Genomic DNA, 17453 nt, shown 5'->3' with positions numbered 1-17453 from the left:
CTCCGGATACGAAAAATTTTATCGAACCCTAGGCCCCGTAACTAAAAAATAAGTTATCAAATGTAGAAAAGCTTTATGGAAAACACTCATCTTGCGTTTTTGACATCGCTGGGCGGCAAACTTACCGGAGAGGGTGCGAGCGGCGCGAAATCGCTTGCAGCGGCCGGCGGCGCCGAAGGCGAGGCTAACGGCTTTTTTGCAATTGTGAATCGTTTGTTAACGGGCGCCTCAGGCGGGACGCCGGCGGATGTCAATCTATCGGCGACGCCCGACAGCATGCCGGGCGCTACTGGCGAACTGTTCGAAGACGGAAAAATCGCTCTCACCAGCGAACCGGTCGATAATATCTGGATCGCGCCGTTTGACGCCGCCGCCGACGGCGATGCGCAGACGACAAATACCCTGATCGCTGCGACAGCCGAAAGCGTTCCGGCGAAAACAAGCCTTTCTTCCGCGGAAACGCTCAGCTCAGTTTCCGGCGCAACGCTGAAAGGCGCTGGTTTAAACGCAAACACCTCGCAGCACTCACAGCTTGCGCCTGAGGCCGGGACATCCATTGGCGAACAGCGCGCGCGAGAGAGTATTTCAACAACGGCAGGCGGTGCGGATTATTCGAATTTGCATCAAAATCATGCGAACAAGCCGATTGCAGGGCCGCAAAGCCAGATCGTGTCTACGGCGTTTGCGGATATGGCGCCCACTGACAATCAGGCGTTTTTAGGCAGTCTTGACGCCGATGCGCCGGCAGGCGAGCGCAGCGCGTTAACGCGCGCCGATGCGCTTTCCGCCGCGGGCGACAAAACCATTTCGATCAACCCGGTGCGCGATCAGATTGTCGCCGCCGTGGTGGCCCGGCAGGGCGAAGGGCGCCTTGAAGTCCGCCTGGATCCGCCAGAACTTGGCCGCGTGCTTATCAATTTTGAAGGCGACGGCGCAGAACTTGTCCGTGCGGTGATTTCCGCCGACACGCCGGAAACGCTTGATCTGATGCGCCGTCACGCCGATGCGTTTCAGCGCGCCTTGCAGGAGCAGGGATTTGAAGGCCTTGATCTGACCTTTGCGGAAGGCCATGCAGATCACGCGCAGGAAGATAATGCAGGCGCGGAACGGTTCCTTTCCGCAGGCGACGCGCCGGGAAACATTGATCTTGATAGCTCTCTAAACGAACCGGCCACACGCTATATCGAACTCGGCCGTCTCGACCGCCGGCTCTAGCGCATTCATTTCGGGGATTTGTCATGCAGGCTGCAACGCCAATCGGAACGACAACGCAAAATCAGCAAACGCAGTCAACAGCGGCCGCAACCGCCGCGGCGGGCGCGAGCGCTGAGGGCGATGCGCAGAACAGCGCGCTGAACGCCGTCGATTTTCAGAATTTCCTGACACTGCTGACCGCGCAGTTGAAAAATCAGGATCCGCTTGATCCGGCCGATTCAACTGAATTCGTCGCGCAGCTGGCGCAGTTCTCATCCGTTGAACAGCTCGTCAACGCCAACAACAAACTGGACTCCATCGCCTCGGCGATCGTCGCCGGCGGCATCGACAAATATGCAAGCTGGATTGGCAAGCAGGCGGAAGCGAGCGGGGCGCCGGCTTATTTCGACGGCGATCCGGTCGAATACAGACTCTCCGGTTCCAGCGAAGCGGCGTTCGTGGAGACCGTCATCTCTGATCGTCTTGGCCGCGAGATTGCGCGCTTTCCCGCCGCCAACACAACCGGCGTGCAAAGCTGGGACGGCAATGTGAACGGCGCGCCGGCGCCGCAGGGCGCTTATGCGGTGAACGCCATTTACTACGACGCACAGGGCAATGTGCTCGGTCAGGAAGCCGCGAATACGTTTGGCGGCGTGCGTGAAGTCCGGTTGAACAGCGAGGGCGAGCCCGCCATCGTGCTTGAAGGCGGCGTCGAGATCACGCCCGCGCAGATCGCCGGGCTCGGCGCGCCGAAAGAACAATCGGCCGGCTCATAATCTAAAGTATACTTTATAGCGCTGCGCCAGACGGCGGTTCATTGTACCGGTTGGATGGTTTTTTTTCAGGACGCTAGTAACTCTGGATCCCAATATCCTGAATCAGGATGTCCAGCGCGCCTTCGCCGATAATGGTTTTTGAAATGGCGAGCAGCTCGGCTTTCGTTTCTTCCATCATGGCCGTGTCTTCGAGCATTTGCGGCAGATCGCCTTCGCCGGCTTTCATGATGAGGTGCTCCAGCATCGCATCGCGCAGCCGCGGCTCGTAAGCGTAGACCGTTTCGCCAAGCTCGTTGTCAACCTCGATATTGATATCCATGATCATCATGGCCTGCGGCCGGCCGCCGCGCACGACAGGCACCACAAACTGGCGGCCGAATTTCATGTAGACCGTGCTGGAAGTTTCCTCTTCGCCGTGGCCGCCTTTTTTCTTCTTCTTTTTCTTCTTGTCTTTTTTGTCGCCGTGATTGTCAGCAGACTCGCCATGCGCTTCATCCGTCGCGCTGGCGTGCTCTTTGGCCTGCGAGGATTGCGTTTTGAAAAAATAGCCGCCGCCGCCGCCGGCGATGGCGGCAATCACGATGACGATAATGGGAAGAAACTTTTGCATTCAGTACTGTCCGCTAGAATGGCGAAATCATATCGAGGATTTGCGAGCCGTATCTGGCTCTTTGCAAATCGCTGATCTGGCCGCGCCCGCCGTAGGAAATGCGCGCATCGGCGATCTTGTCATAGGTGATGACATTACTGCGCGAGATATCTTCCGGCCGGATGATTCCGCCGACGAGCAATTCGCGCAGCTCGTAATTGACGCGGATTTCCTGACTGCCGGAAATCGCAAGATGACCGTTCGGCAATTCACCGACCACAGTGGCGGCGACGCGCAGGGTAATGCGTTCCTCGCGTTTGATGGTGCCATCACCGGAAGACGAGGTGTTTGACGATGTTTCGACAGCCGGGTCCAGACCGGCGCCGTTGGGCAAAACATCCTGCGCCAGCGACGGCAACCCGAACAAACCAGGTACGGACAGATCATCCGACGCGGAACGCGATCGGTCCGTGCTGTTCTTGAATTCCGCTTCTTCGTCGATCTCGATCACAACAGTTACAATGTCGCCGGTTTGCCGCGCGCGGCGGTCGCCGAACAGCGATGTCGGTCCGGAATGCCATAATGACGCGGTTGTGTGCGTCGGTTCCGTCACGCCGCCCTGATGCGCCCGCGCGTTTTTCGGCGGTACGTTAAACCGCTCCGGCGAGGGCGCCGGCATGGGATTACGCATCTCGCCCACGGGCGACATGGAGGGCGGTTTAAACATGTGATCGAGCCGAGACGATCCACAGCCCGCCAGCGACGCCGCGGTCATGATCAAAAGAGCGGATTTCAGATGTTTCATAGCCGTCACCGGGTTTTCACCTTGTTGGGTCCGACAACTTCCGCTGTCAGAATGATTTTCGATGCGAGATTCATGACACGCACGGTTTCGCCTTTGGCCCCGGCGTCGAGCGCGCGGCCTTCCGTGGTGATGAGCAGCGGGCCGCGTTCGAATTCCAGATGGACGAGGGCGTTGCGTTCGATAATGGTCGGCAGACCGACATCGCTGGCCGAGATAATTTTTCCCGCGTAAACGGCGCGCTTCAGTTCCATGCCGACGAGCCCGTCAAACGCGGCCGGATCGTCGCTTTCAACAGTCAGATCGGACAGATGAAGGACCGTTCCGGCGCGCAGATGCTGCGCGGCTTTTACCGGCGCCGGTTTCTTGCGCGCGGCGACCGTGGCGATAATCGGCAGGTCGTCGCTTGCCTGAGCTTGCGCCGGGCTGGCGGTCGATGCGTTATCGCCGGCGGCGACAGCGGTTGACATGGCGCTGAACGCAAACAGAAAGATTATGACAGGTTTCATGCGATTACCGTATCTGCGTCGTTGAGCCGAGCATCTGGTCGGCGGCGGAAATGACTTTCGAGTTCAGTTCGTAACCTCGCTGCGCCTCGATAAGGTCGGCGATCTGTTGCACGACATCGACGGATGAATCTTCAAGAAACCCCTGGCGGATGGCGCCGCGGCCGTCGAGTTGCGGTTCGCCGGGAATGGGCGCGCCTGAGGCCTCGGTTTCGCGGAAGAGGTTGCCGCCCAATGCTTCAAGGCCTTTTTCGTTGACGAACAAGGTCAATGTCAGCGTACCGACCAGCTGTCCGCCGGTCTGGCCGTCAAAATAGGCGTAGACTTCGCCGTCATTGTTGATGGTGATGGATCTTGCGTCTTCGGGAATTGTAATATTCCCGGCCAGCGGATAGCCGTCGGACGTCACGACGAGACCTTCGCCAGTTCGCTTGAAACTGCCGTCGCGCGTGTAGGCCGGGTCGCCGGAGGGCAGGGTCACCTCGAACATGCCGCGCCCCTCAACCGCGAGATCAAGATCGCCGCCGGTCTGGCGCAAGGGACCCTGTTCGTGGTTGACGGAAACCGCCGCCGTGCGCACGCCGAGACCCAGCTCAACGCCTGAAGGCGCGACCAGCCCCGTGGATGAGGAAATCGCGCCCGGCGCGCGCAATTGCTGATAGTGCAGATCAGCGAATTCAGCGCGGCGCGTTGAATACGCCGTCGTGCTCATATTCGCGATATTGTTCGAAACGACTTCAACGCGCGTTTGTTGCGCGTCCATGCCCGTAGCTGCGATTCTCAAGGCTTGCATATCAAACCCTCCTTATAAAAATCTTTTACCGTGTTCTCATGGCTTCGACGGTTTTCGATATCCGTTCGTCTTCATCTTTCAACAATTTCTGACCCATCTCGTAAGCGCGCTGGACTTCAATCAGACGCGCGATCTCAAGCACCGGGTTGACATTCGACTCTTCGATATAACCCTGTTGCATTTTCGGATTTTCAATGGGCTCCAAGTCGCCTGTTGAGCGCATCAGGTTGCCGCCTTCGCGCATCAGGGTCGTGGGATCGGCGTTGACAAGGCCGACGCGACCGACGGGCTGCCCGTCCGCCGCGATAGAGCCGTCTTCCGCGATTATGATTGTCGTTGCATTTTGCGGCACCGCGATCGGCGATGCGCCTTCGCCAAGCACGAGATATCCTTCTGGCGTCGTCAACTGGCCTTCGCGGTCGAGGGCGAAGGAGCCGGCGCGGGTGAGGCGCTCGCCATTCGGCGTTTGCACCTGGAAATAGCCTTCGCCCTGAATGGCTAAGTCGTAGGGCGATCCGGTTTTGACAATCGCGCCCGGCGTCGCGTCAAAAAAGCGGCCGCCGACATTCGATTGCGACAATGATCTGTCCTGCGGCTCCAGCATGCGGACATATTCGGAAAATACGAAACTCTCGCGGCGAAAACCGGCGGTGTCGGCGTTTGCGACATTGTTCGCAATGCTCGTCAGTTCTTTGGCGAGCCCCGCCTGTTTCGATAGCGCGACATAACTGGTGTTATTCATCGCCCAATCCTTCCTGCATGAAGTTTGTTTCTCGTGCGACGCCGGTGGAATAATCGGCGAGGACGTCGATGGCGCGCACATTCACGGCCGGCGCCGGCGCGAACATATGGGTGATGGCCGCGAGCATGCCGGCGTCCTGTGAAAGCGCCTCACGCGCCGTTGCAGGTATGGATTTCAGCCCTGCATTGAGCGCGGCCAGTGAAATACGCGCCGCGGCGCCCTTTGTCCGATCTTTCGCAGGCGACTTTGCAAAAGCCTCCATGGCGAGCGGCCAGTCCTGTCCGCGCCAGGCTGCGCGGCTCATAGCGTCGCTGGCGGCGTCTTTTTTCACTGCATTCTTGACCGCGGCGAGCGCGCCGGCGCTGTCGCCCAGACGTTCATGCGCTTTGACGTTCAGCGCGAGCAAAGCCGCCGTTTCAGGCGCCTGCGCTGTAAATTCGAGCGCCGCCGAAGGGTCTCCGGCGTTCAGCGCTGTTTGCGCCTTGATGAGATTGATATCTGCGGACCATGATGCGGGAACATCGCGCAGCGCGTCTTCGACCAGATATTTCGCGCCGAAGCCGGACAATTCGCGCGCCACGGCGAGGCTGACTTCAGATCCGCCTTCGCCGCCAACAAACTCCTGATGCTGAAAATAGGATTTGATCGCTTTCAGGCGCGTTTCATCGTCGGCGAGAAGCGCATCGATAATCATGGAGCGGGCGACGGCTTGAGCAGCCGGCGCGGCGCCGGGCGCGGACTGCGCCGATGCGTTCAGGACAGCCACGCCCTCGCCAAGACGCCCCGCGGCTGCAAGCGCTTTGGCGCCTGAAAAAGAAGCGCGCGCATCAGAAACGCTCATTTCCCGCTTTGCGGTCTGCTGCGCCAGATCGTCGAGAAATCCTTCATAGGCGATCTGCGCCTGTTTTTCATAATCTTCCGACAAAAGGGCGAGCGCCTTGCTCTGCAACGGGCCGGGCGTTTGCGCCGTTTCGGTAATCTGTGCTTTGAGTTTGGCCGCCGTTTCCTCGCCGGGCGCGCCCAATGCCTTTTCCAGAATTGCAAGCGCCGGTGATTGCTCGCCATTGCGCGCTTCTTTGGCGATGGCGTAAACAACGCGCGCCAGGGTCTCATCGCCGCGTTCAACGGCGTTGAGCGCCAGCGTTTCCGCCACTGGCCCGCGTGCTGCGCGCGTCAGCATATTGAGGGATTCAATATGCGCGTCGGTCATGGCCGGGGCGGTTTCATCTTCCGCGCGCGCCGCCGCCGCCGTCAGCATTTCAAAAAACGGCCCGCAGCTTGTGTATGGCGCAATCGTTTCATGGGCGCGGCGCGCGGCGCCCGCCGCAAGGTTGGCGACAGCGGCGGCGGCCGCCATATCGTGATCGCCGCCGGACGCGCGCGGCCCTGCAATCGCGTAGGCTTCTTCAAAAAACCCGATATGAATATATCCGAGCGCTAACGCGCGCGCGAGATCATCTCGTTCGGAAGGATCAGTTGACGTTTCAAACTGCTGGCGCAACGACGCGATGGATGAATAATCCAGCACCCCGGCGTCACCGGCTGCGTTATAGAAGACGGATGGATCGATACAATCCGCGTCGGAACCATTTACCGCCGGCGTTATTTGCGGCGGGTCAAGGCGCGTCTCGTGCGTGAGCGGCGCGTCGCGCGACGGCGCTGGATCGAATTCAGGCGCCGTATACGAAGCTTGCGCTGGCTCCACTGCTGCATTTGGTTGAGTGTTTTGCGCAATGTCGTTTTTGGTTTCATCTTCTTCATCAATCTTGAGCTGCACGACGCCCTGGTGACGGGCTTCCGCGAGAAGGGCGATCATGCGGTCGCGCGCGGCGCGCATGGATTCAGATGTGGAAGTTTCTGCGGATTGCTCCTGGTTCGCCGCCTGCAGCATGGCTTGCGTCGGCCCTGTCTGCGGGTCAGCGGGAACCAGCGGCGTGGGGCCGTCGTTGAAAATATCGATGACGATCAAGCCTTCATCGCCCTTGGAGGTGCGCACAGGACAATCGCAGGTGAGCGTTAAAACAAGCGATCGCGTTTCGGCGCTATCCACCACACGCGCGGATAAAACGCGGTGGGCTTTGCGTTTTTCCAGGATGTCCGAAAGCTCGAATTCGTAATCCTTGCCGGGCAGGGCGATCTCGACCTTGCGGTCCGACGTTGCAATACGCCAGTCTTCTGGCGCAGCGGGAATGACAAGCCGCGAATATTCGCCGTGCTCGCCTGCGCGAACGGGCAATGTTTCCGACGCCGGTGCGGCGGCCGGAAACAGCACCATTACGAATATGAATATTGCGCGGAGCATGATGATCAGGCGGCTTCCTTTTTCAGCGCTTTCAGCGCTTCTTCGACTTCGCTGAAATTGGGTCTGTCGTGACTTGGGATATTACGGCGGGCGACTTCCACGCACATTTGCGGCGAATGCATTTGCAGATGCGCGACGATCGTTTCGCGGATCAGTTGATAAAAGCGGGCCTCTTCCTCGCGCACCGCCATGATTTTCGCGGCGAGCGGACCCACAAGGCTGTAGGCGAGAAAGACCCCGAGGAACGTTCCAACCAGCGCGCCGCCGATCATCTGGCCCAGCACTTCAGGCGGCTTGTCGATCGAGGCCATGGTTTTGATGACGCCAAGTACGGCGGCGACAATGCCGAGCGCGGGCAGCGCGTCAGCCATGTTTTGCAGGGCGTGGCCGCCATGCAGGCTTTCTTCATGCAATGTGTCGAGCTGTTTTTCGAGCAAATCCTCAACCTGATGGGGGTTGTCGAAATTCATCAGGATAGAGCGGATCGTGTCGCAGATAATGTCGGCGGCTTCGTGATCTTGCGCGATTTTCGGATAGCGTGAAAAAATCGCGGATTCTTCAGGGTTTTCAATATGCGCTTCGGCCTGAACGGGGCTTTCCTTGGCGACGCGCAATAGTTCGTACATCAAGCAAAGCAGGTCTTGATAGTCTGCGCGCTTCCATTTTGGTCCGGTCAGGGCTTTGACGATATCGCCGCCAGCCTGCTTGATGACGGCGAAACTGTTACCGACAAAAAACGCGCCAATGGCCGCGCCGCCGATAATCATGATCTCATAGGGCAGGGAATGCATGATGATTTCCATCTTGCCGCCCGCGATCAGATAACCGCCGAACACCATGCCAAGCGTTATGATTATACCGAGTATACTGCCCATGATCCCACGATTTTAAAGCGTAAAAGTTTAACGACTCGCTTAACGAGTGTTTCACGGAGAAGTTAATCTTCACTGAAACCCGTGTTCGTATTTTTTCATTCCGGGAATGATTTTTCGCCGCCCAACCAGAGCGAGAATTTATTCGCCCTGCGTTCTGTTCGCCAGGATAACGCTGACGAGATACGCCTTTTGCGAATCCATATTGGCGACGATCTGCGCGGCCTGCTCGCTATTCATCGATGAAATCAGTCCAGCGGCGAACTTTGCGTCCATTTCATTAATGATACCGCCGGCCTGCGCCGGTTTCATGCCGGCGTAGATGGCCGCCAGTTTCTGGATGTCGGCGTTGCGCGCATCCTGAACGATCTTGATGCTCGTCTGAAGTTTGTTGTTGGCCTCTTCCAGTTCGGCGAGGCGTTTGTCGACCTGGCGTTCGTAGGTTTTGAGCTCGGCTTCGCGGTCGGCGATTTTCCTCTCGCGACCGTCGAGGGCCGACATGCGGTCTTTCACTGCAGCGGCAAGCTCGCCGCCGATACAGGCATCCGCCGGCGCGCCGGCCTGCTGCGCCGGATCCGCCGGCGCATCAGCACTGGCGGCGTCCGACGCCATAACGGCGATGCGGCCGATGAAGGACCCGCAAAAGATGAGACCCAGAACGAAAAGTGCTCTTGTTTTCATGACCTAGCCGGCGAGTTTCTTCATTTGCCGCTGGTTGCGGGCGTTCATCAGCGCCGCGGAAATTTTGGATTGACGCTGTTTTTTCGGTGCGGGCTCGTCTTCGTCGTCGAGATAGGCGACCACATCGTCATGATCGTCAGGCGTGCGCCCGCCGCCCGGCCCGTCTGGGTCGGGATCGTCCACCAGGAAGAAATCGATCTGCTGGTCCAGTCGTTCCTGAAGCGCGCGCGCCTTGGCGAGACGCTCGTCCAATGCGGCGGAACCCTTGGCCGACGCGTCGTTGACGTCGCGGATGGCGATTTCCGCCAGCTCGCTGATGACATCAATCATTTCAGTAAGCTGCGGCAGGATTTCCTTTGTTTCCTCGATCAGCGGCGTCAGTTCGGAAACGCTCTGCGCGCTCGACTCTTTCGCCAGTGCGACGGTTGAGCGCGCCTGATCGACCGTATGGGACATGGTGGCGATTGTCGCGCCAAGGCCTTTTTCGGTGTTCTTCAGCGCTTCAAGTTTCCGGCTCAGAATGAAGCAGTAAAATGTCGCTGCGCCTGAGGCTGCAAGCAGCATAAAATTGACGATCATTTCCATTGGCCTTGCCCCGTCTACGTTAAAACAAATTCAGTAATAAGAACATTTTCGACATGTGCGCCCGGAACGATGGCGCGAATCCGGCGCAGGATTTGCGCGCGCAGACGCGACATCGCCGCCGGGTCTTCCAAAACGGAAGCATCGACGGAGCGCAAGAATGTGTTGAGCACGTCTTTGACGTAAAATCCGTTCTCCAACAGCATTGCGGCGTCTTCTTCGCCTGTTTCAAGCACGAGTGAAATCTTCAGGTGCTTTGACCTGCCGATCGGCTGTATCGAGACGATAATCGGGTCCAGAACCAAAAAAGTTGCGTATTCACTGTGTTGAATTTGACCGATCGCCTTGACGTCGCCTTCACCGCCTTTTTTGCCGTGACCGCCTTTTTTCTTTTTCTTTTTCTTTTCCTTGCCGGCCTTTTTTTCGTCATGGCCTTTGGCGCCGTCGTGGTTTTCCTTGCCGGCTTCGCCTTCATGCGCGCCGTCAGCGCTGGCGTGTTCGGGTGCGTCTCCGCCCGGCGCCGGCGCCAACACAAATGCCGCGCCCGCTGCCGCGCCGGCGGCGGCAACGGCGCCGATAATCATCGGGATGAGGCCGAGACCCTTCCTCCTGGGCTGTTCGGCGTCTTCACCGTTTTCCGGCGCTTCCTCCGCTGCTTTTTCTTTATCGGCCACGTGTTTCGCCTGCTTGCGCGTCACGCGCGTTAATCGCGCATTGTTCATTAATGTTCAGCGGCACAATAGGCATGCATTCGTAAACTCAAAATTAATCAAGAACATAGAAATTAACCACAATTGTTGAGGGGCGACGACAAGGACTCCTCCAAAACGGTATTGTGGTGATGTTGAAACTGGCTTCTGTCTGGAACGAACTTTCTTTTTCTCGCAAGGCGATTCTGGTCGGCGTACTGGTGACGACGCTGATTGTTTGCGCCAGCGTCATGAATATGGCGAGCAAGCCGCGTCTTGCTTTTCTCTATGGCGGTCTTGACGCATCGGCGGCGGGCGACGTGCTTTCCGCGCTTGAGGCGATGGATGTGGAGGCCGAAGTTCGCGGCGAGGCGATCTATGTGCCGGAGCCGCGGCGCGATGCGCTGCGCATGGCGCTCGCGCGGCAAGGGTTACCGCGACAGGGTCAGCCGGGTTTTGAATTGCTTGACGAATTAAACGGCTTTGCAACGACTTCGGAAATGTTTGACGCAGCCTACTGGCGCGCAAAAGAGGGCGAACTCGCCCGGACATTGCTGGCGACGCCGGGCGTGGGTTCTGCGCGTGTGCATATCGCTGTGCCGAAATCATCGTCATTCGCGCGCCGCCGCCGTCCGCCGAGCGCGTCGGCGACCATCACCATGAGCCGCGGCCGGCTTGACGTCAGTCAGGCGACGGCCATGCGCTATCTCATCGCGCTCGCCGTGCCGGATCTGCAGCCGGAACAGGTGGGCGTCATCGATTCTGTAAACGGCGTCGTCCTGAAGCCGGGGGCGGGCGATCCCATGGAAATGGCGGAAGGCGAGGTCGGCGACCGCGAGCGCAAGCTTGAAACAAATTTGATGGACCTGCTTGAAGCGCGGGTCGGGCCCGGCAATGCGCGGGTGACCGTATCGCTCGATCTCGATCGCGAGCGCGAGACAGTGTCAGAGCGCATCCTCGATCCCGGAACGCGGGTGATGATGGGCCGCGAAACAACAGAAATGAGCGAATCCGGCACCGGCGGTACAGGCGCGGTGACGGTCGCCAGCAATTTGCCTGACGGCGATGCGGGCGCGCAGCAGACCGGGTCCAGTTCATCGCGCTCCGAAACCAATGAATCGACGCGTTTCGATATTTCAGAAGTGCAGCGCCAGCGCGAGAAAATGCCGGGGGCAATTTCGCGTGTTCATGTGGCGGTCTTGATTAACGAGCCGGCGCCGGCGGAAGGCGAAGCCGCAACGCCGCGCGCGCAGGAAGAACTCGAGTCCATCCGCGAACTGGTGACGGCTGCCGTCGGATTTGAAGAGGCCCGCGGCGATGTCGTCACTGTCAAATCAATGCCGTTCCACGAATATGCGCCCGTTGAAACGCCGGAAGAAAGCGGCGGGATTATGTTATGGGCGCAGCAGAACGTCATGTCGCTGTTGCAGATCATTATCCCGGCGCTGGTCGTTATCGTGCTGGGCATGTTCGTGTTGAAGCCTGTGCTGACGCAGGACGTCGCCGGCGCATCGCCGCAAGCGCTGGCGGATCTGACGGCTGACGCACAAGGCGGCGCCGCGCCGCAGCTGGCTGCGCCGAAGTCGCCGCTTGAAGAATTGCGCGACGCCAGCGCCGCCGATAAGGAAGCAACCGCGACCCTCCTTAAGTCATGGCTCGGCGACACCGAGAAGGCGGCCTAGATGCCGAATACGTCGCTTCAGCTTTCAAAAAAAGACGAACATGGCGGGCGGGGCGTGCATTATCCTGTGCTGCCGGGGCGCACGCCGCAAACACATGGCGTTGATACAACATGTGAGTCGTACAAGGCCGGTTATCGCGATGCGTCCATCGGGATGGCGGAAGACAAAGCTGATCGCGAACGCCGGCATGAGGCGTTTGCAGACAGCGTCGGCGCGATGCTCGCTGAAATCGAGGAGCGCTACCGCGCGGAGGCGCTGTCGCTGATCGGAAGGTTATTTGCGGCGGCGGCCCCCAGGCTGGCGCGCAACAACGCGCTCGAAGACGTCATGGCTATCGCGCAGGAACGCGTGATGAAATCGGATGACGTGCTGACACTGCGCGTGCATCCGGATTTGATTGCGCATCTGTCTGAACAAAATCAGAAATCGCTGAATGAAAAGCAGTCGATCCGTTTGATTGTGGATGAAACCTGCGCGCCGGCGTCAATTGACGCACGCTGGTCGAAAGGCGGATTTGTCAGCAATCCGGAAACATTGATTCAGGAAATATTAAACGCGCTCGGTTGTGAAACAGAGTGTTCAAAGGAGTCCGATGATGAGTGACGCCGGAAATGAAGTTGTCGCAGACGACGAAGTGATCGCCGAAGCTGCGGCTGACGAAGCCTCGCTGCGCAACAAGAATATTCTCGATCTACCGGTGCGCATTACGGTTTCGGTCGGCGGCGCGAAAGTGTGCGTCAAAGACCTGCTTGACCTGAAGCAGGACGCGATTATCGACCTGGAAGCGCGCATAGACGATCCCGTTGATATTTATGTTGGCGAACGGCTGATCGCACGCGGCGAACTGGTCGAAGCCACTGACGATGAAAACGGCATCGGCGTGAAGCTTCTCGAAGTCTGCGGATTCGATAACTAGGCGGGAACGGCGATGCGTCGATGGGCAATAGTTCTGGCTGTGCTGACGGCGGCGGCGATTTTTTTCGCAGCGCCTGTGCAAGCGCAGGAGATCGCGCCGCAGCCGGGCGAGGGCGTCGGCGCCGAGGCGGGTTTGCTCGACGCCGTTGACGAGGCCGGCGGACTTTCCAAGCGTATCATTCAGCTTTTCCTGCTGGTCACGATCCTCTCCCTGGCGCCGGGCATCGCCATGATGGTGACCTGCCTGCCGTTCATGATCATTGTCCTGTCTATTTTGCGGCAGGGCGTCGGTCTGCAACAGGCGCCGCCGAACATGCTGATTGTCAGCGTCGCTATATTTTTGACCTACTTCGTTATGGAGCCGGTGTTTAAAGACGCCTGGACTTCCGGCGTGCAGCCCATGCTGAACGGCGAAATGGCGGAGGACGCCGCCTTCGGCGCGGCGATGGACCCCTTTCGCGGCTTTATGGAGGCGCGGGTCGACCCCGGCGCTGTCGATATTCTGGAGGATGCGAGACCGCTTGAAACGCAAACGCCAGCAGACGGCGCAACGCCGCTGTCGCTGCTCGTGCCGGCTTTTGTGCTGTCTGAAATTCAGCGCGCGTTTGAAATCGGATTTGTGGTGTTGCTGCCGTTTCTGGTGATCGACTTGCTTGTTGCTTCAATCCTGATGGCCATGGGCATGATGATGGTGCCGCCCGCGATTGTCTCGCTGCCCTTCAAGGTCGCCTTCTTTGTGCTGACGAATGGGTGGGTTGCAGTTTCCGGCGCGCTGGTAAGAGGATATACGTAACACATGGCGAACGCCCTGCAAAAAGTCGATACCGCCCAGCCCATGGAGACCTGGTTCACCCGGTCCCACAAGGCGGCGATCGTTCTGGCCTCCCTGTCGGCGGAAACGGCGGCGGCGGTGGTGGACGATATTTCCGACGCGCAGCTCAAAACCTTCGCCAAGGCGTTTTGCGAATTGAAATCCGTCCCGCCGCAACTTCTGCACGCGGTGGCGCAGGAGTTTCTCGCCGAGATCAACCAGAAAAATAACGATCTTGCCGGCGGCGCCGATGAAACCCGCCGGGTCCTTGGCTTGATGGCGAGCGAAGAACGCGCCGACCGTATTCTTTCCGATCTTGACGGCGGCGCCGGCGATGGCGGCAATGTCTGGGAGCGGGTGGAGAAACTCGACGATGAGGTGCTGGCGGACTATGTGCAAAAGCAGCGCATGCCCGTGGGCGCCGCCATTCTCGCCAAGCTGGATTATGAAAAAACCGCCGCCGTGCTCGACAAGGCCGATGACGGCTACGCCAAGCAGATCCTGATCGAGCTGGCGCGCAAAAAACCGCCGTCGCCCGCCGCCATCGAGGCGATTGCGCAGGTTCTGGAAGAAGACTTGTTAAAGCCCGCTCCCGGCGCCGCGGAAGACGGCGAAGAGGGAGACGGCGAAGAGGCCAAATCCGACGGCGCAGGCGGCGCGACAGGCGCGGTGGGCGAGATCGTCAACAATCTGCCGGGCGCGAAACGCGATGCGTTTCTCGCGCACTTGCAGGAATCCGATCCGGAAGTGGGCGCGGCCGTGAAACGCGCGCTTCTCATCTTTGAAGACCTTCATGCGCGCGTGCCCGCCAATGGCGCGCCCGCCGTCATGCGCGACATTGAGCGCGAAACGCTGCTCACGGCGATCAAGCATGGCGAGAAAAACGCGCCGGAAACGGTTGAGTTTCTCTTCGGCAATATCTCCAAACGCATGGTTGAACAGTACAAGGAAGAACTCGCCGAAATGGACGAGCCTTCCGAGACTGACGGCGAAGCCGCCCAGCGCGAAATCACCGCCGCCGTGCGCCGCCTCGTGCGCGACGGCGAGTTCAAGCTGAACGCGATTGAAGAGCCGGAAACGGAGAAGGCGGAGTAGCTTACCTAAAAATACTCTCCACGGTTGGCGCCGTCATATCGGCCAGACCGCATGCAGCATTGCTTGAAATCTGCGTCCTGACCCGCACGGGCACGGGTCGTTGCGGCCAAGCTTTTCCAAAAGCTCGATTTCGCCGCCTTTAATGGTGCGATGACCGCGCTTGACGTTCGTTTCGGATGGGAAGCCCTTACGCCGTTTTGACGACGGCTCGAAAGCAGGGCAGGTCGCTAATGCGGTGATTCTTCTTCATGACGCCCTCCATTTTTAAAGGATGCTGGATAGACCGCCATGGATACCGGATCAAGTCCGCCAGGGCGCCTTTATTCGCGCCTTCCGAAGAGGCCGCCCGCCGAATAGTACCCGCCGGAGTAGCGCAGGAATTCGCGCGCCGTTCCGCTTTTTATCATAAGCGCTGCGATGTCGTCGCCGTCAGAGAGGAAGCATTGGCCGACGATGCGGCCATAGCGATCCTCGTCGACTTTCCTGCAGGTCACGCGCCTGCCTTCCGCCAGCCGTTTCAATTCGCGCGTTGCGGCCGGGCCCGCCGCATGCGCCCGCTCCGGCGCATCCAGACCCCAAAGCCTGATGCGCGTCGTTGTCCCGCTTATGTAAAAAGTGTCGCCGTCGACGACACGCGTAACGACGCCTTCAATCTCGCCGCCGGATGAAATCGCCATCGGGGTTTTGGTGAAGACGAAGAAAACGGCGAACAGGAAGACGCCATGCGCGAAGCCGAAGCGAAGGCGGCGAGTTTTTTTTCGCGGCCGTTGTCGAGGTTTCGATCGGGTTCGCTGGAGCGGGCCAAAGGCGAGGACGTTATCCAATTTCTTAAGAGGCATATTTTGGCGTTTCCGGTGCTGGCCGTCATGCTAATCCCCGGCGGCCTGCGGCGCGGTTAACAAATTATCGCGAATTGCGCGGAGCGGCAGACTTCCGGAAAGGGAAGACCGCGCGGCTCAATCATCCGTAGCGGGAAAAAACGGCGCCAGGACGGGCGGGCGCCGTTCATGATAGCACGGAAAAAAACATGGTGGATAGATATCCACGCTTTTTCTGGCGGCCTTATGATGCACGCTGGATCAAGTTGTTGCTCCCAGGCTGCGCCGCAAAAACGCGCAATGTTTAAGTAGCGCAAGGCCAGCCGAAGGAGAAAAAGAAAGGGTTGTCATGTCGGAAATGTTGTACAAAACCAGCGGGCGGAGTTGTACAACATTAGGCTGTACGCCTTGCAGAGAGCCGATTGAAGAAGCGGCGGGAATTGGAGTTGTACAACTTTCCGCCGGCAGTTTGTCTGGCTTCTAGCGTGGCGTTACATCAACACCAGTTCGGCGTGGAGCGCGCCGGCGGCTTTTACCGATTTCAGGATGTCGATAAGCTCGCGCGGGCCGACGCCGAGGGCGTTCAATCCCTCGATCAGGTCGGAGAGGGCGACGTTTTCTTCCACAAGACCGATGCGCCGCTCGGTGTTTTGATCGACGCTGATGGTCGTATCCGGCAGGACGATGGTCTCGCCATTGCGCGAAAACGGATTGGGCTGGGAGACGACCGGCGTTTCACGCACGGAAATTGTAAGATTGCCCTGCGTCACCGCAAAGCGCGATATGCGCACATCCGCGCCGAGCACGACCGTGCCGGATTTCTGATCGATGACGATGCGCGCTTTTTGTTCCGGCGAAACGCGCAAGTTTTCAATACGGCCCATCATGTGAACCGGTTTCATGGCCGAGTTCACCAGGGAAACTTCTACTGTGCCGGGGTCCAGCACCGTCGCGATGGACCCGCCGAACGCGGCGTTGATGGCGGTCTCGATGCGCGTCGCCGTCGTGAAGTCAGGCGAGCGCAGGGCCAGACGCAGATTCTGCATGGAGGCGAAATCGAAATTGATTTCGCGTTCAACGCGCGCGCCTTGAGGGATCGAGCCGGATGTCGGCGCGCCGAAAGTGACTTCGGTTCCCGCGCCCTCGGCGGAAAAACCGCTGGCGAGAACCGGCCCTTGCGCCACGGCGTAAACTTCGCCGTCCGCCGCATGCAGCGGCGTCATGATCAGCGTGCCGCCAAGCAAATTGCTGGCGTCGCCGATGGCGGAAACGGTAATGTCGATTTGCGACCCGGCGCGCGCGAAAGGCGGCAGGGTAGCGGTGACCACAACGGCGGCGACATTGCGCGGACGGAAATCCTCGCCCTGGACGTTGACGCCGAGACGTTCGAGCAGGCTCGACAGGGCCTCTTCCGTATACGGCGAGTTCCGAACGCCGTCGCCCGTGCCGTCAAGACCGACAACAAGGCCGTAACCGACGAGATCGTTGCCGCGCACGCCCTCGACATTGACGATGTCTTTCAAACGCACGTCCGCCGATGCGTCGGCGTGAAACACAAAGCCGGCGAGGAGGGCGGCGAGAAAAACTTTCAAACGGTCAAACAT

Annotated in this window: 20 protein-coding genes; 7 read left to right on the top strand and 13 right to left on the bottom strand. The window is 59.2% G+C overall.

The window, feature by feature from the left end:
* Nucleotides 1–75: 75 nt before the first annotated feature.
* Entirely contained in the window at nucleotides 76–1215 is a 1140-nt protein-coding gene (locus ACQK2Q_RS08150) for a flagellar hook-length control protein FliK (protein ID WP_425409249.1), read from the top strand.
* 23 nt (nucleotides 1216–1238) lie between these two features.
* Nucleotides 1239–1970 carry a flagellar hook capping FlgD N-terminal domain-containing protein gene (locus ACQK2Q_RS08145; protein WP_425409248.1) on the top strand — a complete coding sequence of 244 codons (732 nt, stop codon included), beginning with the start codon at nucleotides 1239–1241 and terminating at the stop codon, nucleotides 1968–1970.
* A 73-nt stretch (nucleotides 1971–2043) separates the two neighbouring features.
* On the opposite strand, the gene ACQK2Q_RS08140 is transcribed toward ACQK2Q_RS08145, so the two are convergent.
* From ACQK2Q_RS08140 to ACQK2Q_RS08095, 10 genes are all read right to left on the bottom strand, one after another.
* Complete coding sequence (locus ACQK2Q_RS08140) at nucleotides 2044–2580, bottom strand: hypothetical protein (RefSeq protein WP_425409247.1); 537 nt, start codon at nucleotides 2578–2580, stop codon at nucleotides 2044–2046.
* 13 nt (nucleotides 2581–2593) lie between these two features.
* On the bottom strand, nucleotides 2594–3364 hold the full coding sequence (gene flgH, locus ACQK2Q_RS08135; protein ID WP_425411135.1) for a flagellar basal body L-ring protein FlgH: 771 nt from the start codon (nucleotides 3362–3364) through the stop codon (nucleotides 2594–2596).
* A 5-nt stretch (nucleotides 3365–3369) separates the two neighbouring features.
* Nucleotides 3370–3870, bottom strand: a complete 501-nt coding sequence (flgA, locus tag ACQK2Q_RS08130; protein WP_425409246.1) for a flagellar basal body P-ring formation chaperone FlgA — start codon at nucleotides 3868–3870, stop codon at nucleotides 3370–3372.
* A 4-nt stretch (nucleotides 3871–3874) separates the two neighbouring features.
* Nucleotides 3875–4660 (bottom strand): flagellar basal-body rod protein FlgG, encoded by a 786-nt coding sequence (flgG, locus tag ACQK2Q_RS08125; RefSeq protein ID WP_425409245.1) that lies wholly within the window; start codon nucleotides 4658–4660, stop codon nucleotides 3875–3877.
* A gap of 25 nt (nucleotides 4661–4685) precedes the next feature.
* Complete coding sequence (locus ACQK2Q_RS08120) at nucleotides 4686–5402, bottom strand: flagellar hook-basal body complex protein (RefSeq protein WP_425409244.1); 717 nt, start codon at nucleotides 5400–5402, stop codon at nucleotides 4686–4688.
* A complete protein-coding gene (locus tag ACQK2Q_RS08115; RefSeq protein WP_425409243.1) occupies nucleotides 5395–7704 on the bottom strand; it encodes a hypothetical protein in 2310 nt (769 codons plus the stop codon). The genes ACQK2Q_RS08120 and ACQK2Q_RS08115 overlap by 8 nt, the downstream gene beginning before the upstream one ends.
* 5 nt (nucleotides 7705–7709) lie before the next feature.
* Nucleotides 7710–8579, bottom strand: a complete 870-nt coding sequence (gene motA, locus ACQK2Q_RS08110) for a flagellar motor stator protein MotA (protein ID WP_425409242.1) — start codon at nucleotides 8577–8579, stop codon at nucleotides 7710–7712.
* Between the two features lie 138 nt (nucleotides 8580–8717).
* Complete coding sequence (locus ACQK2Q_RS08105; RefSeq protein WP_425409241.1) at nucleotides 8718–9257, bottom strand: MotE family protein; 540 nt, start codon at nucleotides 9255–9257, stop codon at nucleotides 8718–8720.
* Between the two features lie 3 nt (nucleotides 9258–9260).
* The gene (locus tag ACQK2Q_RS08100; protein WP_425409240.1) at nucleotides 9261–9842 is read right to left on the bottom strand and encodes a hypothetical protein; all 582 of its coding nucleotides are present in this window, start codon (nucleotides 9840–9842) and stop codon (nucleotides 9261–9263) included.
* Nucleotides 9843–9856: 14 nt separating this feature from the next.
* The gene (locus ACQK2Q_RS08095) at nucleotides 9857–10513 is read right to left on the bottom strand and encodes a flagellar basal body-associated FliL family protein (protein ID WP_425409239.1); all 657 of its coding nucleotides are present in this window, start codon (nucleotides 10511–10513) and stop codon (nucleotides 9857–9859) included.
* Nucleotides 10514–10680: 167 nt separating this feature from the next.
* On the opposite strand from ACQK2Q_RS08095, the gene fliF reads away from it, so the two are divergent.
* Genes fliF through ACQK2Q_RS08070 form a run of 5 tightly spaced genes read left to right on the top strand, consistent with a single transcriptional unit; the run spans nucleotide 10681 to nucleotide 15031 of the window.
* Nucleotides 10681–12210: a flagellar basal-body MS-ring/collar protein FliF gene (gene fliF / locus ACQK2Q_RS08090; RefSeq protein ID WP_425409238.1), complete on the top strand. Its 1530-nt coding sequence runs from the start codon at nucleotides 10681–10683 to the stop codon at nucleotides 12208–12210.
* Complete coding sequence (locus tag ACQK2Q_RS08085) at nucleotides 12211–12813, top strand: hypothetical protein (protein ID WP_425409237.1); 603 nt, start codon at nucleotides 12211–12213, stop codon at nucleotides 12811–12813.
* Nucleotides 12806–13126, top strand: a complete 321-nt coding sequence (locus ACQK2Q_RS08080) for a FliM/FliN family flagellar motor switch protein (RefSeq protein ID WP_425409236.1) — start codon at nucleotides 12806–12808, stop codon at nucleotides 13124–13126. Before ACQK2Q_RS08085 ends, ACQK2Q_RS08080 begins: the two co-directional genes overlap by 8 nt.
* A 12-nt stretch (nucleotides 13127–13138) precedes the next feature.
* Nucleotides 13139–13918: a flagellar type III secretion system pore protein FliP gene (gene fliP, locus ACQK2Q_RS08075; RefSeq protein WP_425409235.1), complete on the top strand. Its 780-nt coding sequence runs from the start codon at nucleotides 13139–13141 to the stop codon at nucleotides 13916–13918.
* 3 nt (nucleotides 13919–13921) lie between these two features.
* Nucleotides 13922–15031 (top strand): FliG C-terminal domain-containing protein, encoded by a 1110-nt coding sequence (locus ACQK2Q_RS08070; protein ID WP_425409234.1) that lies wholly within the window; start codon nucleotides 13922–13924, stop codon nucleotides 15029–15031.
* 33 nt (nucleotides 15032–15064) lie between these two features.
* On the opposite strand, the gene ACQK2Q_RS08065 is transcribed toward ACQK2Q_RS08070, so the two are convergent.
* The 3 genes from ACQK2Q_RS08065 to ACQK2Q_RS08055 all read right to left on the bottom strand — a co-directional run bounded on the left by ACQK2Q_RS08065 (nucleotide 15065) and on the right by ACQK2Q_RS08055 (nucleotide 17453).
* Nucleotides 15065–15151, bottom strand: a complete 87-nt coding sequence (locus ACQK2Q_RS08065) for an SEC-C metal-binding domain-containing protein (RefSeq protein WP_425411134.1) — start codon at nucleotides 15149–15151, stop codon at nucleotides 15065–15067.
* A 200-nt stretch (nucleotides 15152–15351) separates the two neighbouring features.
* A complete protein-coding gene (locus tag ACQK2Q_RS08060; protein WP_425409233.1) occupies nucleotides 15352–15708 on the bottom strand; it encodes a thermonuclease family protein in 357 nt (118 codons plus the stop codon).
* Between the two features lie 632 nt (nucleotides 15709–16340).
* Entirely contained in the window at nucleotides 16341–17453 is a 1113-nt protein-coding gene (locus ACQK2Q_RS08055; RefSeq protein WP_425409232.1) for a flagellar basal body P-ring protein FlgI, read from the bottom strand.

The sequence above is a fragment of the Hyphococcus sp. genome (assembly GCF_965228385.1).
GTDB lineage: Bacteria > Pseudomonadota > Alphaproteobacteria > Caulobacterales > Parvularculaceae > Hyphococcus.
This window is presented reverse-complemented; position numbering and strand designations above follow the sequence as displayed.

Bases quoted from the DNA above. Each gene is read 5' to 3' on its own strand.
- ACQK2Q_RS08150 (WP_425409249.1), top strand. From the start codon at position 76: ATGGAAAACACTCATCTTGCGTTTTTGACATCGCTGGGCGGCAAACTT.
- ACQK2Q_RS08145 (WP_425409248.1), top strand. From the start codon at position 1,239: ATGCAGGCTGCAACGCCAATCGGAACGACAACGCAAAATCAGCAAACG.
- ACQK2Q_RS08140 (WP_425409247.1), bottom strand. From the start codon at position 2,580: ATGCAAAAGTTTCTTCCCATTATCGTCATCGTGATTGCCGCCATCGCC.
- flgH (WP_425411135.1), bottom strand. From the start codon at position 3,364: ATGAAACATCTGAAATCCGCTCTTTTGATCATGACCGCGGCGTCGCTG.
- flgA (WP_425409246.1), bottom strand. From the start codon at position 3,870: ATGAAACCTGTCATAATCTTTCTGTTTGCGTTCAGCGCCATGTCAACC.
- flgG (WP_425409245.1), bottom strand. From the start codon at position 4,660: ATGCAAGCCTTGAGAATCGCAGCTACGGGCATGGACGCGCAACAAACG.
- ACQK2Q_RS08120 (WP_425409244.1), bottom strand. From the start codon at position 5,402: ATGAATAACACCAGTTATGTCGCGCTATCGAAACAGGCGGGGCTCGCC.
- ACQK2Q_RS08115 (WP_425409243.1), bottom strand. From the start codon at position 7,704: ATGCTCCGCGCAATATTCATATTCGTAATGGTGCTGTTTCCGGCCGCC.
- motA (WP_425409242.1), bottom strand. From the start codon at position 8,579: ATGGGCAGTATACTCGGTATAATCATAACGCTTGGCATGGTGTTCGGC.
- ACQK2Q_RS08105 (WP_425409241.1), bottom strand. From the start codon at position 9,257: ATGAAAACAAGAGCACTTTTCGTTCTGGGTCTCATCTTTTGCGGGTCC.
- ACQK2Q_RS08100 (WP_425409240.1), bottom strand. From the start codon at position 9,842: ATGGAAATGATCGTCAATTTTATGCTGCTTGCAGCCTCAGGCGCAGCG.
- fliF (WP_425409238.1), top strand. From the start codon at position 10,681: ATGTTGAAACTGGCTTCTGTCTGGAACGAACTTTCTTTTTCTCGCAAG.
- ACQK2Q_RS08085 (WP_425409237.1), top strand. From the start codon at position 12,211: ATGCCGAATACGTCGCTTCAGCTTTCAAAAAAAGACGAACATGGCGGG.
- ACQK2Q_RS08080 (WP_425409236.1), top strand. From the start codon at position 12,806: ATGAGTGACGCCGGAAATGAAGTTGTCGCAGACGACGAAGTGATCGCC.
- fliP (WP_425409235.1), top strand. From the start codon at position 13,139: ATGCGTCGATGGGCAATAGTTCTGGCTGTGCTGACGGCGGCGGCGATT.
- ACQK2Q_RS08070 (WP_425409234.1), top strand. From the start codon at position 13,922: ATGGCGAACGCCCTGCAAAAAGTCGATACCGCCCAGCCCATGGAGACC.
- ACQK2Q_RS08060 (WP_425409233.1), bottom strand. From the start codon at position 15,708: ATGGCGATTTCATCCGGCGGCGAGATTGAAGGCGTCGTTACGCGTGTC.
- ACQK2Q_RS08055 (WP_425409232.1), bottom strand. From the start codon at position 17,453: ATGTTTGACCGTTTGAAAGTTTTTCTCGCCGCCCTCCTCGCCGGCTTT.